Source organism: Spongiibacter marinus (assembly GCF_016906995.1).
Lineage (GTDB): Bacteria > Pseudomonadota > Gammaproteobacteria > Pseudomonadales > Spongiibacteraceae > Spongiibacter > Spongiibacter marinus.
In genome coordinates this window covers 151356-167580 of the sequence record NZ_JAFBBD010000008.1, presented here as the reverse complement: position 1 = coordinate 167580, position 16225 = coordinate 151356, and the positions used below count along the sequence as shown (strand labels likewise).

Genomic DNA, 16225 nt, shown 5'->3' with positions numbered 1-16225 from the left:
GGAGCGCTCTCGGCGCTGCCCGCTAACGGCCGTCGAGAGACGCGTGGTGGGAAGGCGCTAACAATTTGACAGGTAGCGCCCCACATTCTGGGCCTTCCGCCGATGCTCGAGCTGCTTGTGGCTCAGCGTATTGCGTTTGTTGGCCAGCGCAGTGGAGACGTTGTCATCAATCGTCAAAATATGCTGTATCACCTGCGCAACCAGCCCGGATTCTTCAGCACTGCAGGCCTGTGCAAAAAAGGCTTCCATCGCCAGCCGCCGGTCGCGCTGGCGAGACAGGGCCTCGTTCCACTCACCCTGCTCCGCCAGAGAACCAATCTCTTCGGTCATAAGCAGTAGCTCGCGAAGCTGCTGTTGACGCGGGCTTAACAGCTCCGCAGCACGAAGGGCGTCAATGTCTGCTGGCACCGCCATTTATACGACCGCCTCGCCCGCTGAGTACGCTGTGCTTTCGCGGGTAGGATCAGGAATCGCATCCCAGGCCTCTTTTAACTCGCGGAGCAAGCCTGATACCTCGTCTAAAGCCTCTGTATCGTTTTTGACGTTAGCCAATAGCAGACGACGATTCATGTAGTCGTATAGACCCTCGAGGTTTTCGCTCAATGAACTGTCTACGCTGTGGTCGAGACTTAAACGCAAGCCGTCGATAATCGACATGGTTCGGCTAATGCTATTTGCCTTAAGCGAAATTTCTCCCCGCTGTATTTGCCCCCGCGCCAGCGCAAGTCTGTCTAACGCGCCGTCCATCAATAACTGAATAAGCCGATGAGGGCTGGCCGCCTCAACCTGGCTATGTGTGCCAACACTGGCATAAGCTTGACTAACCCGACCTGCTGAATAGCTCATTTTTTATCCTCTTGCCTTGCTTGCCGATGATCTATCCAAGTTATCGGCATATCACGACGGCGCTTTAGGGTGTTTTGCTAAAAGCCGCCCTCGGAATCTACCTATGCTAGTCCTGTTTGACACTGCCCGGCAGGTTCGCCAATTGCTGTGTCAGGAAATCGCCGGTGCTGGTCAATTGCCCCAGTAGGCTATCCAGCGCCGTAAACTGTTTGAAGTAGCGCTCCTCCACCGAGGCAATGCGGCGATCAAGCGCTTCTCGCTGATCGTTAATCCGTTCAATTTGGCCACTCAGGCCCTCTGTACGAACATCTAAGATACCCCCGCCCTGGGTGTAACGCTCGAGAGTGTCATCTAAGCGATTTGCATAGCCGTCGTCGTTGGCAAAAAGATTTTGAATCGCCGAAAAATTGCTACTGATAACGTCGCCGAGCTCATCACTGTCAATCTCCAGCAGCGAGTTGTCACCCGTGGTAATGCCGATTTGTGCCAGAGAGTTGATATCGCCGCTGATACTGCCAACGTTTAAGCCGATTTCACTGCGCAGCCGCGTGGCGATCTCACGCGTCGTCGAATCACCTTGTAAAAGACCGGCGGTATTGGCCTCCGGGTCGTAAGCTGTCAGGTCATTCAGTGTGGTGTTTAGATTATTGTAGGCTTTGACAAAGCCCTCTACCGCCCGCTTGACCGCGTTGGTGTCGAGGCTGACGTCTACATTAATTTTTTCGCCGGGGCGCGCTTCGCTGAGATTGAAAGTGACCCCTTCAATCATGCCCGCAACGGTGAGATCTGAACTGGTTTGCGTAAACCCGTCAACCTCGATGATGGAATCCAGTGCGGCAACCTTTTCGATCATGGGGTTGCTGCCGGCATTGGGGTCGTAGCTCAACTGACTGAGGTCACCGGTATCAGCAAGATCGGTGGTCACGCTTACCGCAATGGCATTTTCCACGCCGCTGTTATCACTGGTTAAGACCAACTGCGCGCCATTTTCATCATTTACAATACTTGCCAATACGCCAACATTGTCCTCGGCATCATTAATCGCCGCGCGAATGGCTTCTAGCGAGTCACTGCCGCTTTCAACATCGACACTGAAACTTTCGCCGTTTACGGTAATGTTGAGCGTGCCGGTACCGACACTGGTCTGGGCGTCGGCATAAGCGGTGGATGCGATCTTATTTCTGGTAGCAAGTTGCTCGACACTTACCTCGTAGCTGCCGGCCGCAGCAGTATCATCAACGGAAACACTAAAGGGGCTATCCGAGGGGAGCGAGGAGGAACGCTGATTATAGGTGTCGACATTCTGCAGCTTGGTCAGGCTGCTTTGAAACGATTCCAGGGAGGATTTCAGTGTACCAAAGGCGGAAAGCTGCGCCTGAATGCGTGCTTCCTTTGACGCCAGGCGATTCGCTTGCGGCGCACGCTCTGCCTCTACCAATTGCGAGACAATGCTGTTGATATCTAAACCGGAGCCCGCCCCGGATACGGTGAGCGACGCCATGTCACCTCCTGCCTTGCGGCTTCGGCGATTTGCACCGAAGCTCGCGCTGTTTGTTTTGCCCTTGGCGGCGCCAATACCCCACACCACCGAGACGCGTTACTGAAGCAAAGCAAGCTTCGCGCCATAAGCCGGGCTCTAGGCTTCGTCGTTAATTAAACTTCCCGTGCCTTCTATAAACGTGCGCGTGATATTCAATAGTTCTTCCGGCGGAATCTGCCGAATCACCTCACCCGACTCTGCATGGATGACCTTTAAAATGGTTCTACCGGTCACTTCATCGATAGAGAACTCAAGGTCTCGCTCGCGATCACGCATGATCTCATTCAGCTTTTCCAGGGCCTGCTCAGTGCGCTCGATACGCTCTGCTGGGTCAAATTCTGCAACGAGTGCCTTTGCTATTCTGCTCAGCTCTTCGCCTTCTTTGCTATCCGGATTTGCCGAAGTCACCCCGCGCGGTACCGCCGAAGGCGGCAAACTTTGTCCGTTAGCAGGTAAGCCTCTGCCGCTGTCTGGGCGCTTTGCCACCCCGTCGGTAAGGGGGCTAACCACACTGCGAACACTTGCTAGATTCAGACTGGTATCCATATGCATTCACCTTTTCAGCCCGTCACCGATTTTGCGAAGCACGTAAAGGGCCTTGCGGCCCTTATTCGAAATACATCACCCGGTGCGGGGCCAAATTACCCGCTCATTCGAGCGGGCGGTTTGCGACTTACTGGAGCAGACTCAGGGCTGCCTGGGGCAGTGAGTTTGCCTGAGCAAGGATCGCAGTGCCGGCCTGCTGGAGGATCTGCGCCTTGGTCAAGTTAGCCGTCTCTGCAGCGAAGTCTGCATCCAGAATCCGGCCGCGTGACGCTGACAGGTTCTCAGAGATCGTCTGCAGGTTGGTTATGGTGGATTCAAAGCGATTCTGTACCGCACCGAAGTCACTACGCAAATTGCTGACTGACGTCAGAGCCGCATCGACGCGCTGGATAGCGTCATTCGCGCCATCAACATCGGAAACACTTGTCGAGGACAGGGTAGCCGAGCTCAAAGCAATAGAGCCTGCTGAGAAGCCGGTGGTACCTGGCGCAGAACCCGCAACAGTAATGACTTCAGAAGCAGCCAACGTGATTTCACCGTAGTTGGTCGAGTCGCCCACACCGCCAGCAGTATCTCCGCCTGTCGTTTCATCAATTTGAATGGTACGACCATCCGCTGCCGTCAGCACAATATCCGTACCGTCTACTTCAGCTGAAATACCCAGCTCGCCAGACTTGGCGTTGATTGCCGCAGCAACATCGTCGATATCAAAGGTTGCAGACACCACAGCATTGTCGAAGACATCCACGTCATTGATCTGCAAGCTGTACGTACCCGCACCACCAGCACTAGTGATATCGACAAAAGCAATTGTCGCTTCGGTGCTCGCTAGCGCGCTCAAGCCGGAAATACCCGCTGCATTGATCGCTTCAGCTTTGGCATAGGCACTGGAAGCAGCCTGACCACCTTCGGTCAGAGTTCCGTCAATACCTTTGGTACCAGCACTGGAAGCTCCTACGCTTACCGTATCGCCGTCACCAACAGTCAGTGTCAAGTCGCCAGCAGACAAAGCACCTGCAGTGACAGTATTTGTCGCGGTGGCAATTTGGCCCATTTGGCTGGTTTTCACACCGCTAGTCAGGTTAACACTGATGGTTTCACCAACATTCGCCCCTACTTGGAAAGTGGCGTTGCCAAAGCTACCATCGAGAATTTTTTGGCCATTGAAGCTGGTCTGGCTACCGATACGATCAATTTCCGCCAATCGCTGCTGAACTTCTGCATCCAGTGCCGCGCGGTCAGAAGCCGAATACGTAGAGTTGGCAGATTGAACAGCTAGCTCGCGGATGCGCTGCAGGTTGTTAGTGATTTCGTCCAGCGCCGCTTCACCAGTTTGAGCCAGTGAGATACCGTCGTTGGCGTTGCGCACAGCTTGGTCTAAACCATTGATTTGCGTAGTAAAGCGGGTGGAGATGGCCAGACCGGCAGCATCGTCCTTCGCGCTGTTGATACGCAGACCTGTAGACAAGCGCTGCAGTGAGGTGTTCAGGGTTTCCTGTGAGCGCGACAGGTTTCTCTGGGCGTTCAACGAGGCAACATTTGTATTGATGCTAAGGGCCATGATGACTCTCCTTCCACTTTATTTCGGTAAAGACGCTAGTCTTTAATCTTGCCCAGCCGCAGTGACTGCGCGTTGCTTTCAGCCTATATAACGGCTCTGGCGTAGCGAACTTTAGGTTTTTTTTGCTCTCTACGGATAATTACGTAGTAAAGGAAGGAGAAGCTAGGTAGGGCTACGTAGTCAGCCAACGGCGGGGCTTTACCGCCATTGGCATTTTCCAAAATTCTGGGGGCGCTAGGCCTTAAAGGTAGTTAAACAATGACAATCCCTGAACTTTCGCAAAGGCTTGCTGAGCCGCCTGCAAACCGAGGCGCTGTTGCTCAAACCGCGATACCGCCTCGGCGTAGTCTAGGTCATTAATCACACTCAGGTTCTGTTGAACCTGCAGGTTCACGCTTTCATTCACCTCGCGCTGCCGGTCCAGCGCCTGCATTCTGGCACCGCTGTCCGCCTGCTTGGCGATAAGATGGTCGAGGGCTTGGTCAATGTTCGCCAAGGCGCCGTTTATCGACGAAGTTTGCAGTGCGCGACTGGCGCTGCCGCTGCGGGGCTCGGCAAGCGTTTGCGCTAAATTGGCAACCATTGAGAACACGTCTTCGGCCTCACTGGCACGCAGTGAGAAGCTGTCTCCCGCCGCAGGCTCACCCTGAATACTCACCGTCATACCTGCAACATCGATACTATCACCACTGCGATAGCTGGCCGTTGCAATAACTGCAGCGGAGCTGTCACGCAACTCATATTGATCTGGCGCGATAAAAACAATATCGATGGCATCGCCGTTATACAGCTGCTGATCGCTGACAGCGCCCGCATCGATCACCGCCTGGCCGGTATTCGAAGCCCCTGCAATAGCCTGAAAACGGCCATTGCCATTGGCAATACCGGTGAATAGCTCCGAGCCCGGGCTGGTATCTGCCAGCTGGCGGTTCGCCCCAACCTGGAGTAAACGCTGGCCGTCATCGCCATTGTAACGAAAGCCGTTTACATCTCGGCTAAACGCCTGGGTGTCCTGCTGATAGCCGGAGAAGATATAGCGGCCGTCGCTGTCGCGGGTATTGGCCAGCGCCAACAAGCTGTCGACTTGTTGTTCTAATTCTCGAGCAATGGCCATTCGCGAATCATTGTCCTGGCTGGCGTTATTCGCCTGCAGGGCCAGGGTGCGCACCCGCTGCATAATTTCAACGCTCTCCGCCAGGGTGGACTCTTCCATGCGCAGCCGGTTGTCCAGGATCACTGCATTGCGCTGAAACTGCTCGCTGCGGTCCAGCGAGCGACTGAGTTCCAGGCTGCGTACGGCGCCCACTGGGTCGTCGGCGGGCGACAGGCGCTTTTCCCCGGTCGCGAGCTGGGTTTGGGTATCAAGCAGCTTGCTCTGCTGTTCGAGCATCGCACTCAAGCCGCCGGCATAAATTTGCGCTGTGGAAATTCTCACCCTACTCCCCCACTAGCGAAACGAGCTAATCAAGCTCTGGAATAATTGATTGGCGATACTCGTTGCCTGAGCAGCCGCCTGATAAGCCTGCTGATATTTCAACAAATTGGCCGCCTCCTCATCGAGATTGACGCCGGAGATGGCTTCGACATTTTCTCGGGTCTGACGAAGCAGGTTTTCCTGTGAGTCTCGGTTCAGCTCCGCGCTGCGCGTGGCCACCGCAATATCACCAACCAAGCCGCTCACCGCGTTTTGTACACTGCTGGCGCCGCCATCTAACAGTTTGCTGTCTTCCACGGCGGCCATGGCGAGCATATTTCGGTTATCGCCGCTCGCCCCGCTGTTGGCCTCAATGTAAAAACGATCACCGGCAATGGGGCTACCGGTAATCGCCACGGCATTGCCGTTGACGACAATCTCTGCGCCGGGGCTGTAACTAAAACTGCCGCTGCCATTAATTTGGTAGGTATTCGCATCCAAAAACTCAATGGCAACGCTGGCCGACAAGTTTGGATCGCTGGCATCGACAATACGCGTTTCGGTAATTTGCGCTGCGCCGGTATTGGCGCCGTCAGCGCCGCTGCGCGTTGGCGCCGCAGCCGCCAGCTGCGCCGGGTTACTCATTATCACCGATACCTGCGCGGCGGCATCGGCGGTCGGCGTCACCAAAAAGCGATCCCCCGCCGCCGCTGGGGCGTCCAAGGTCAGCGACACGCCATCAATCAGAAAGGGATCGGCCGCCGTGCCGCTGCCACTCCAGGCTGAAATTTGTTGGCCATTGGCCGCATTGCGAAACGACCAGGCAGCCCCGTCAAATTGCACCAGCAGATTTCGGCCGTCTAAGGCCGAAATGTCTTCAATCGTTGCCGAGAGCTGGGCGCTACTCGCATTACCGGTGGCCGCAATTGCCGACGGACTCAACGTATTAAAGATATCCGCGCCCAGGTTGTCATCAAGATCCAGCCCCTGACCATTTTGCTGATTGAGTGAGGTTGTTAGCGCCGTTGCAATGCGCCCAAGTTCATTTTTTGTGGTATCGAGTAGGCCGTCCCGAAAGCTCAGCGACGCGCCGAGACTGCCGCCTGAAAGCACCTCACTGATCGGCGACTGTGGGCTCGACGCCATCGCCAGCTCCAGCCGATCTGAACCAAAAGGGCTGCGAGTGGTGGTCATTGACCGGGACTCTTCGCCGAGCACCAACGATTGGCCGTTGCCAATAAACACATTGGTGGCGCCGTCATCCTGCTCCACTGTCTTGATGGAAACGAGATCATTCAGGCGCTGCAAGGCCAAATCGCGCTGGTCGAGCAGGTCATTGGGCGCAGCGCCAAACTTTCCTTGCGCTTCGACAACCAAACCGTTGATGTCGGCCAACTCCTGAGCGAGGTCATTAATATCGTTCACATCGCTCTGAATGCGCGCGTTTACCTCCTTGCTCAACCCCTCCAGTTGCGCCGAAAATTCAGCGAATCGACCACCGAGGCTCTCAGCTTCAGACAACAACAATTGCCTAGAGGGAATTGAGGCGGGGTCGTCAGCAAGATTCTGCACGCTGTCATAAAAGCGCGATAGCGCGGCGCTGATCCCCAGTTCCGGGTCGGACAGACTGTTATCCAGTTGCGTTGCCAATTGATAGAAATTATCGAGCTGGCTAAATGAGCCGCTAGCGTTGCGCATTTGCAAGTTGGCAAACTCATCGTATACGCGGCGTACATCGCTCACCTTCACACCGGAGCCAATAGACAGGTCACCCGATTGCTGGGGGATTCGCGTCGCAAAATCGACCCGCTGGCGGCTATAGCCCTCTGTGTCGGCGTTGGCGATATTGTTGCTAGTGGTCGCCAGCGCCCGCTGATATGACACCAGAGCAGATAGCGCATTACCCAACATATCTGCCATGTTAAATTCCTCGTTTCGCTGCCAAGTTATCGGCCGTTTGCGGCGACACTTGAGCGGCTTTTGTTAACAGCTGCTGACGAAGTTGCGCGCCCTGCTCCGTTAACGCGGCGCCAGGGGCGACACCACGGCCACTGAGCTGCTGTGCAATGGCGTCGGCCAAGCCAATGCCGCCCTGCTCTGAGAGCGTGACGGAAAGCTGTTTATCGTGCATTTCCTGGTAGAGCTCACCGCCATTACTGTCGAAGAGCCCACCCTCGGGCACGGCGTCGCGCATGCTTTTTAGCATCATTTGTAAAAACAGTGCTTCAAACTGGCGAGCCACTGGCGCAATTGCCTGTTCACTGTCGGCTTGCGCCTCACTGCGCAGCGCAGCCAGGCCAGAGAAGTCGTGGTAATTACCCGCCTTTGAAATATCCATTTAAATCACCAGCAACTCGGCGCGCAGCGCGCCAGCCTGATTCAGTGCTTCGAGAATCGCCACCAAGTCGCCGGGAGCCGCACCGACCTGATTGATCGCCTTAACAATTTCTTCCAGGGTGACGCCGGCATCGAGTAAAAACATTCGCGAGCCGCTTTCTGCAACATCAATACTGGAGCGCCCGGCCGCAACGGTTTGGCCATCGGCAAAGGCATTGGGCTGACTGATATCGACCCGCTCGGTCACCGACACGGTGAGTGAGCCATGCGTCACCGCCGTGGGCATCACCCGTACATTGCCACCAATCACGATGGTACCGGTGCGGGAATTAACCACCACGCGGGCACGGGCTTCGGCGGGATCGACCTCAAGCTCTTCAAGCATGGAGATAAATGTTACGCGGCGGTCAGCACTGGAGGGGCCGAGTACTTTGACCGTCGCCGAGTCCATTGCACTGGCTGTGCCGGCACCAAAAAACTCATTAATTTTTTCCGACAGGCGACGCGCAGTGGTGAAGTCCGGCGTTTTTAAATTCAGCATGACCTCACCATTGCTGGCCATTTGGCTCGGCGCAGGTCGCTCGACAATCGCGCCGTTAGGGATGCGGCCAGCGCTGGGTATGTTCACCGTCACGCGGGAGCCATCATTACCTTCAACCCCTAGCCCACTGACCAATAAGCTGCCCTGGGCGACGGCATACACCTGGCCGTCGGCGCCCATCATCGGCGCCATTAGCAAACTGCCCCCGCGCAGGCTGGCGGCGTTGCCGATCGATGACACCGTCACATCGATGGTCTGTCCCGGCTTGGCAAAGGCAGGAAGATTGGCGTGAATGGTTACCGCCGCGACATTTTTCAGCTGCGGGTTCACATTGTCGGGAACGCGAACGCCAAAGCCGGTCAACATATTGCGAATGCTTTGTATGGTAAACGGCGCCTGACTGGTCTGGTCTCCGGTGCCGCTTAATCCCACCACCAAGCCGTAGCCGACGAGTTGGTTTTCACGCACACCGGCCACATTGACCAGGTCTTTCACGCGGTCGGCTGAAGCGGGTACGGCCAGCATAAAAAGTACGACTGCCAGCAGGCGTGGAAATAGAGATGGGCGGTGGTTGTTCATCGTTCTCACCCTCAAAATGGTGACAGCACTGACTGGAACAAACGCCCCAGCCAGCCCATGGAATTCGCATCGGCCAGCGCTCCTTTGCCGCTGTAGGTAATGCGTGCGTCGGCAACTTTGAACGAAGGCACCGAATTGTCGGCGGCAATGTCTTCGGGGCGAACAATGCCCTGAATGCGGATAAACTCATCGCCTTGATTGATGGTTACCCACTTCTCACCGCGCACCCGCAGACTGCCATTGCGCAACACCTGTGACACGGTAACGGTGATACTACCGGTCAGACTGTTGCTCTGGCTGCTGCTGCCCTGCCCGGCAAAATCCTGGTCGCTGGACACACCCGTCGACAGCACTGGCGTGCCGTTATGAGTCACGCCTCTGCCGAGTAGCGTCACAGTAGGTACCGAGATATTGCTCTCTTTAGCCGTCGCCGTGTTGGACTGCTTACTCGCGTCTGTCTTCTCGGACAAAATAACGGTGATGACATCGCCTACCTGCCGGGCGCGGCGATCCAAAAACAGGCTCATGCCATAGCCCGCCTGGTAGATCGAACCGGGATTTTCGCTATTGCTGTATTGCTGCTCCGGCAACTGTGACTCCCACACCTGTTCGTCGCGCTCTGGTGCTTGGGCGCAGGCCGTGAGTAAAGCCACAGTAGCGAGCAGAAAAAGGCGGAAGTAGCGTGATAGCTTCATGGCATTACCCACTTACAGGTTGTTATTCACGTACTGCATCATTTGGTCGCTGGTGGAAATCGCTTTGGAGTTCATCTCGTAAGCGCGCTGGGTCTCGATCATATTCACCAGCTCTTCCACCACGTTCACATTGGAGCCTTCCAGCGCCCCTTGCGCCAGCGTGCCCAAACCGCTCAGGCCGGGCGTACCAGTTTGCGGCGCGCCGCTGGAGGCCGACTCCAGATACAGGTTTTCACCGCGCGCTTCTAAGCCAGCCGGATTGATAAAGTCTGCCAACTGTATGCTGCCCAATTGCACCGGCGCGGAGTCACCAGCGATCATCGCGCTGACAACCCCATCGGTGCCGACGGTAATGCTGCGCGTATTGGCAGGCACCGTAATACCCGGCTCGACGATGTAGCCGCTGTTGGTAACGATCTGCCCCTGGTCGTCCAATTGGAATGAACCATCGCGGGTGTAAGACAGGCTGCCGTCTGGCATCCGCACCTGGAAAAAGCCGTTGCCATTGACCGCTAAATCCAGGTTGTTATTGGTTTGCGTCATCGTGCCTTGGTTAAAGATTTTCTCAGTCGACACCACCCGAACCCCGGTACCTACCTGCATACCGCTGGGCAGACGAGTTTGCTGGGAAGATTGCCCGCCCACCTGACGGTAGTTTTGATAGAGCAGATCTTCAAAAGACGCGCGGTCGCGCTTGAACCCAGTGGTATTGGCGTTCGCCAGGTTGTTACTGACCACCTGCATACGCGTGTTCTGCGCATCGAGACCGGTTTTGGCTACCCACAATGATGAATTCATAAACTTATCCTCTTATTCCATTCTCATCAGGCGCGCACCGGCTTCGGATACCGTATTTGCGGTATTCATCACCTTCACCTGCATTTCAAAACGCCGGGCCAGTTCGATCATATTGACCATTGCCTCAACGGTATTCACGTTCGATCCTTCCAGTGTGCCCGGCGAAACACGCACACTGGCATCGGCGGCTGGCGTGGTGCCATCGAGCGTTCGAATCAAACCGTCTTCGCCCTTGCGCAACTGTTCAGGTTCGGCGCTGACCAAACGAATGCGGTCGACGGTCACTAACGACTCAGGGCCAAGACCCAGTGGCACTATCGATACCGTGCCGTCGCTGCCGATCGTCAAACTGTCGTGTTCAGGCACCGCCAACGGTCCGCCATCGCCCATCACGGGTTGTCCGGCGCCATTGATCAGCATGCCGTCGGCCGTCAGGTGAAGGTCTCCACGGCGGCTCAGTGCCTCCTCACCCTGGGCGTCCTGCACGACAAACCAGCCCTGACCTCGAATCGCTACATCCAGATCGCGACCGGTGGTCATCAAGGTGCCTTCACTGAAGTCGCTCAGCCGCGACTCAACCACAGAGTTGACGCGTGTTTGATGGCCCGCTCCCTCTACCGGCTTTGACATCAGCGCATGGAAGTCCGCCCGGAAACCCGCCGTGCTGGCATTTGCCAGGTTATTGGCATTGCTGGCCTGCGCCATTTCCGTGTGTTTGGCCGCGGTCATGCCTAGATAAAGTAGCCGGTCCATACCTGCCTCCTAAAGCGATGAATACCCGCCTTAGCGGATATTAATAATCGCCTGAGTAACGGCGTCAGATGTCTGGATCATCTGGGCGTTCGCCTGGAAGTTACGCTGCGCGGTGATCATTTCCACCAATTGCTCAGTAAGATCGACATTGGAGCTTTCCAATGCACCCGCCTGTAGCAGACCAAAGTTAGAGCTACCCGGCTCGCCAACACGCGGGCTACCTGAAGAAAACGTCTCTGCCCACGCTGTGTCACCCTGTTGCTGCAAGCCATTGGGGTTAGAGAAGCCCGCCAGTGCGACCTTACCCAGCTGTGATGACTGACCGTTGGTAAAGCGCGCCGACACGACGCCGTTGCTCGCCACTTCAATACCGGTCAATCGCCCTGTGGTGAAGCCGTCCTGCTGCAAGCTGTTCACGCCAAACTCATTGCCGTACTGCGTTGATGAGGTGAAATCCAGCGACAGGTCAATCGCTGCCGCGCCGTTGTTAGGGTCGTAGGAAGGCACCGTCACAATGCCCGAAGCGGGGCTTTGCAAGGTACCGGTATTATCAAATGACAGGGTATTGCCCAGGCTCACCGGGTTGTCGTCGATATAGACATTTTGCTGCCAGGTGTTCGCTGCGGGGTCTTTCACAAAGTACAGCGTTGCTGTGTGCAAGGTGCCCAGCGAGTCATACACCGTCATTGACGTGGCGTGGTTATAGCTGGACGCCACGGTCGGGTCGAATGGGGTCGAAGTGGGAATCGGCGCATCACCGGGCAGGTTCACGCCTATATCAGCGCGGCTAGAGGCCTGCGGCGCATTCTCTGTAACCTGCAGCTGCAAATCTGAGAGCGAGCCGGTGGCAAAATCGCCGTTCGAGGTTGCTGGGTAGACCTGCAAGCGGTCGTTATTGTTGTTCACCACAAAGCCTTCTCGGTCGACACTGAAAGCGCCGGCGCGCGTATAGGTCACGCCACTTGAGCCCTTCATGGTGAAGAAGCCTTCGCCACTGATAGCCAGGTCCAGGTTGTTGTCGGTGAAGTCGATGTTGCCCTGCGAGAACTGCTGGACAATGGTATTCAAACGAACACCTGCGCCGGGCGTGGTTTTTGTCACATCGTTGTTGGATGTTGCATACACATCGGCAAAGGATGTCCGGGAACTTTTAAAGCCGGTGGTGTTAACGTTGGCAATATTGTCAGCGGTGACGTCCAGCTGCGATGACGCTGCGTTCAGTCCACTCAATGCAATACGAAAGCTCATAGTTATACTCCTGCTGCGATCACTCGCGAATTGATCAATGAATGCGCCGAAGCGCCTAGCTAATTTCCTTTATTTGCGACATTGAGACCGTACCGACACCATCAATTTGCACCGTGGGGCTACCGCCGCCACTGGGCAAACTCACGCTGCGTACGGGGCTGCGAATATCCGTTTGCAAGGCCTCTACACTGTTGCCGTTCAGGTATTGCGCGCGAATTAAATAATTGCCTGCGGGCAAACGCTCGCCGTCCAGGCCGCTACCATCCCAACGAAACGACACCGGTCCCGCCGCCTGCGGTCCTAACGCCACCTTGCCCAGCACCTCACCCGAGGGCGCCAAAATCTCGACATCGACCGCTTGCGTGCTCACCGGCAGTGTTACCTGGCCGCTTACCGCGCCCTCTGATGGCAGGGCGACAACATCACTGCCAACCAGCACCTCTTTGCCGATCAGCGAGGACGCATCCAGCAATTGACCGCCGTACAGCGAACTCGTCAGTGCAGCCAGGTTGTCATTCATTTCGCTGATGCCGCTCACCGACGTTAGCTGCGCCATCTGGCTGATAAATTCCGTGTTGTCGGTGGGTTTAAACGGGTCTTGATTCTTAAGCTGCTGCAGCATCAGTTTCATGAAGTCGTCTTGCCCCAGCGAGGAGGCTTCTTTTTTTGCCGTACTCGCCGCACTCTGCTGCTGCAATTGTTCAAGCGTTCGCAATTCCATCATTCAGTTCCTACTGTTTACCGAGCTGCAAGGCCCGCAGGGTCAGGGTCTTCACCGTGGAAAACACCTCGGCGTTGTTCTGGTATGAACGGGAGGCGGACAGCATATTGGCCATTTCATCAACGGTGTTCACATTGGAGCCGTAGACATAGCCCTGCTCGTCTGCCATCGGGTGGCCCGGCTCATAACGCTTGGGAACAGGGGCATTGCTCTCGCTAATCCCCACAACCTCGACACCGGCGACGCCCTGCTGACGGTCCAGCACGGTGGCAAAAACCGGCTGTTTTGCGCGGTAGGCAGCCTGTTCACTGCCGGCCACCGTATCCGCATTTGCCATATTGCTGGCGGTGGTATTCAAACGCAGCATTTGCGCGTTCATCGCCGCAGCGGCAATATCAAGGGGATTCGCCATCGCTTATTGACCTCCCTGAAGAATCGATTTAATTCCAGAGAACTTACTACTCAGAAAACTCATGGTGGCCTGATAGCGCATGCTGTTATCGGCAAATGCCGCTTGCTCTACATGGCTCTCCACCGTATTGCCGTCGACTGAAGGCTGCTGAGGCATGCGGTACATCACCGGCGCCTGCCCCGCCGCTGGAGCGACCGCTTCGGTAATATGCGCCGCATTGCTGCGACTGAGCGATAACTGCTGGCCCTGTGCTGCCTGGCCCAGTGCTTGTTTAAAGTCGATATCGCGTGCCTTGTAGCCGGGCGTGTCAGCATTGGCTATATTGGCCGCCAACAGTTCGGTGCGCTGCTGGCGAAGCAGCAGTGCCTGCTGGTGTATACCGAGTGCCTTATCAAAATTAATCGCCATAAATCTGTCTCGCTAAAGTTATGGGCTGCGCTGCCGATACACTGGATAAGGGCGCAAAGCCTTTGGCGTTCGACATGTCCGACGCAAAGCGCGTGCCACTTTTTTATTCCTATATTTTTCAATACGTTACGAAACCGACGCCAACAAACCGTCGGTTTTTCGGCAAGCCCTTGCCGCCTGTTTGACTGACAAGCGGCAAGTCTTTGTCGCGCTCTCTAACACTCCCCCTAATTTGCAAAACTGGCATAGCAATTGCTGCTTACGTCATAAAGCCGCCGCGCTGACAAAAACTTGGCGCCGCAAACTAGTAGTGAGGAAATAAGTTGTCATGATCTGGCGCGTAGCAATCACCATCGCCCTCCTGAGCAGTGTCTGCCCGAGCGCTCTGGCGAACGCTGGGGTGGAGTCAGCGCAGCGTATTAGCGCTACTGCCAGCCAGTTCATTACCAAACGCCACCCCTGGCAAAATGAGAACACCCGTATCACCGTGGGCGAACTCGATCCGCGCACCCGTCTGGCAAAATGTAGTCAGCGACTGCGGGCCTTTTTGCCGCCCGGCGCTAGCATCCGACGGCGCACGACGGTGGGCGTGCGCTGCGAAGGTGTTAAGGCGTGGAAGGTGTACCTGCCGGTAACGATCGCGGCCTTCACTAAGGTCATGGTGAGCAAGCACCCTATCGCTGCCGGCCAGCGAGTGACTGAAGCGGATATCACTTGGACAGAGCGCGATGTGTCCAGCCTGTCATACGGATACCAAAAGGGCCTTGGTGGGCAGGGAATGCTCAGCCGACGCAGCATCCCCCAGGGCGCGGTTATCACCGTGAATATGCTGGATGCCCCAGCGATGATAAAGAAAGGACAAGAGCTCAAGCTCATTAGCAGCAGTACTGCCATTAACGTCAGCATGAAGGGCCGCGCCCTGCAGGATGCAGCCAAGGGTGCTCGAATACGGGTGGAAAATATCAGTTCAGGCAAGCAGTTAGAGGGTATTGTCATTAGCGGTAATACGGTAAGAATCGAATAAAAAAGTTAAAGTTTTATCGGTAGCTGCCGTTAACCGGAATAAGGCATACCATCAACGCCAATGTAATGAGGAATTATCATGGTCGATCGAATTAATGGCGGCCCACTTGGCCAGCCCAAAAGGCTCGACAGTAATCCGTCTCCCAATGCGACCAACGCCGCGGATACCGGCGCCAACTCGCCGCTAGAATCGGCAACCGCGTCAGCCGCTGATAGCAGCCTGGTTGATCGTGCCCGCACCGCAATTGCCGGCAGCGACGGCATCGACCGCCAAAAAGTGGAAGCGATTAAAACCGCAATTCGCAACGGTGAGTTCACTGTCGACAGCGAGCAGGTGGCAAAAGCCTTTGTCGACCTGGAACGGCTTACAGACCCCAGCGCATGATGACCGATACCGAGCAACAGTTACTGGCCCATAGCCAGCGCTTTGAATCTCTACTAAACGAAGAGCTCACAGTGCTGCGCGACCACGGCGACGCCGACCGCCTGCGCGAGCTTGCGGAACAAAAAATGGATTGCTGCCAACAACTGGAGACTCTCGAGCGCCTGCGCCAACAGCAGCAGCCGGACAGAGAAATGGCTGCGGAGGTGACTCAGAGCCTGCGCCGCTGTCGCGACCTGAATGAGCGTATCGGCAGCCTGCTTAGCCGACAGCAAGACTACAACGAGCAGGCCATGCAAATTTTAGGGCTTGGCAGCCCTGCCCTGCGCACCTATGGCGCCGATGGCCAAACAGGCGCTTCAGCCTACAGCAGACGCCTTGGCGAAGCCTGAATACGAACAACGCAATCTTATCAGCACCG

Annotated in this window: 19 protein-coding genes; 3 read left to right on the top strand and 16 right to left on the bottom strand. The window is 56.0% G+C overall.

From position 1 onward, the window contains the following. Nucleotides 1-57: 57 nt before the first annotated feature. The 16 genes from fliT to flgB form a co-directional block, all read right to left on the bottom strand. Complete coding sequence (fliT, locus tag HNR64_RS13510; RefSeq protein ID WP_204996967.1) at nucleotides 58-414, bottom strand: flagellar protein FliT; 357 nt, start codon at nucleotides 412-414, stop codon at nucleotides 58-60. Next, nucleotides 415-846 carry a flagellar export chaperone FliS gene (gene fliS / locus HNR64_RS13505; RefSeq protein ID WP_204996966.1) on the bottom strand — a complete coding sequence of 144 codons (432 nt, stop codon included), beginning with the start codon at nucleotides 844-846 and terminating at the stop codon, nucleotides 415-417. It abuts the gene before it with no gap. A 106-nt stretch (nucleotides 847-952) separates the two neighbouring features. Continuing rightward, entirely contained in the window at nucleotides 953-2347 is a 1395-nt protein-coding gene (gene fliD, locus HNR64_RS13500; RefSeq protein WP_204996965.1) for a flagellar filament capping protein FliD, read from the bottom strand. Nucleotides 2348-2482: 135 nt separating this feature from the next. After that, on the bottom strand, nucleotides 2483-2932 hold the full coding sequence (locus HNR64_RS13495) for a flagellar protein FlaG (RefSeq protein WP_204996964.1): 450 nt from the start codon (nucleotides 2930-2932) through the stop codon (nucleotides 2483-2485). A gap of 127 nt (nucleotides 2933-3059) precedes the next feature. Beyond that, nucleotides 3060-4493: a flagellin gene (locus tag HNR64_RS17410; RefSeq protein ID WP_204996963.1), complete on the bottom strand. Its 1434-nt coding sequence runs from the start codon at nucleotides 4491-4493 to the stop codon at nucleotides 3060-3062. Between the two features lie 241 nt (nucleotides 4494-4734). After that, a complete protein-coding gene (gene flgL / locus HNR64_RS13485; RefSeq protein ID WP_338061859.1) occupies nucleotides 4735-5928 on the bottom strand; it encodes a flagellar hook-associated protein FlgL in 1194 nt (397 codons plus the stop codon). 12 nt (nucleotides 5929-5940) lie between these two features. After that, nucleotides 5941-7827, bottom strand: a complete 1887-nt coding sequence (gene flgK, locus HNR64_RS13480) for a flagellar hook-associated protein FlgK (protein ID WP_204996962.1) — start codon at nucleotides 7825-7827, stop codon at nucleotides 5941-5943. 1 nt (nucleotide 7828) lies between these two features. Continuing rightward, nucleotides 7829-8245: a rod-binding protein gene (locus tag HNR64_RS13475; RefSeq protein WP_204996961.1), complete on the bottom strand. Its 417-nt coding sequence runs from the start codon at nucleotides 8243-8245 to the stop codon at nucleotides 7829-7831. Beyond that, nucleotides 8246-9310: a flagellar basal body P-ring protein FlgI gene (locus HNR64_RS13470; RefSeq protein WP_420853752.1), complete on the bottom strand. Its 1065-nt coding sequence runs from the start codon at nucleotides 9308-9310 to the stop codon at nucleotides 8246-8248. Between the two features lie 65 nt (nucleotides 9311-9375). Continuing rightward, nucleotides 9376-10059 (bottom strand): flagellar basal body L-ring protein FlgH, encoded by a 684-nt coding sequence (gene flgH, locus HNR64_RS13465; protein ID WP_204996959.1) that lies wholly within the window; start codon nucleotides 10057-10059, stop codon nucleotides 9376-9378. Nucleotides 10060-10071: 12 nt separating this feature from the next. Further along, on the bottom strand, nucleotides 10072-10857 hold the full coding sequence (gene flgG / locus HNR64_RS13460; protein ID WP_027872889.1) for a flagellar basal-body rod protein FlgG: 786 nt from the start codon (nucleotides 10855-10857) through the stop codon (nucleotides 10072-10074). A gap of 12 nt (nucleotides 10858-10869) precedes the next feature. After that, entirely contained in the window at nucleotides 10870-11610 is a 741-nt protein-coding gene (locus HNR64_RS13455) for a flagellar basal body rod protein FlgF (RefSeq protein ID WP_027872890.1), read from the bottom strand. Nucleotides 11611-11640: 30 nt separating this feature from the next. Beyond that, nucleotides 11641-12858 (bottom strand): flagellar hook protein FlgE, encoded by a 1218-nt coding sequence (flgE, locus tag HNR64_RS13450; RefSeq protein ID WP_204996958.1) that lies wholly within the window; start codon nucleotides 12856-12858, stop codon nucleotides 11641-11643. A gap of 55 nt (nucleotides 12859-12913) precedes the next feature. Then, nucleotides 12914-13582, bottom strand: coding sequence for a flagellar hook assembly protein FlgD (locus HNR64_RS13445; RefSeq protein WP_204996957.1), 669 nt, complete (start codon nucleotides 13580-13582; stop codon nucleotides 12914-12916). 7 nt (nucleotides 13583-13589) lie between these two features. After that, the gene (gene flgC, locus HNR64_RS13440) at nucleotides 13590-13991 is read right to left on the bottom strand and encodes a flagellar basal body rod protein FlgC (RefSeq protein ID WP_204996956.1); all 402 of its coding nucleotides are present in this window, start codon (nucleotides 13989-13991) and stop codon (nucleotides 13590-13592) included. Between the two features lie 3 nt (nucleotides 13992-13994). Continuing rightward, nucleotides 13995-14399 (bottom strand): flagellar basal body rod protein FlgB, encoded by a 405-nt coding sequence (gene flgB, locus HNR64_RS13435; protein ID WP_204996955.1) that lies wholly within the window; start codon nucleotides 14397-14399, stop codon nucleotides 13995-13997. Between the two features lie 328 nt (nucleotides 14400-14727). On the opposite strand from flgB, the gene flgA reads away from it, so the two are divergent. The 3 genes from flgA to HNR64_RS13420 all read left to right on the top strand — a co-directional run bounded on the left by flgA (nucleotide 14728) and on the right by HNR64_RS13420 (nucleotide 16196). After that, nucleotides 14728-15423, top strand: a complete 696-nt coding sequence (flgA, locus tag HNR64_RS13430; protein ID WP_204996954.1) for a flagellar basal body P-ring formation chaperone FlgA — start codon at nucleotides 14728-14730, stop codon at nucleotides 15421-15423. 78 nt (nucleotides 15424-15501) lie between these two features. After that, nucleotides 15502-15807, top strand: coding sequence for a flagellar biosynthesis anti-sigma factor FlgM (flgM, locus tag HNR64_RS13425; RefSeq protein WP_204996953.1), 306 nt, complete (start codon nucleotides 15502-15504; stop codon nucleotides 15805-15807). Further along, complete coding sequence (locus HNR64_RS13420; protein ID WP_204996952.1) at nucleotides 15804-16196, top strand: flagella synthesis protein FlgN; 393 nt, start codon at nucleotides 15804-15806, stop codon at nucleotides 16194-16196. Before flgM ends, HNR64_RS13420 begins: the two co-directional genes overlap by 4 nt. The last annotated feature ends 29 nt before the right edge of the window (nucleotides 16197-16225 follow it).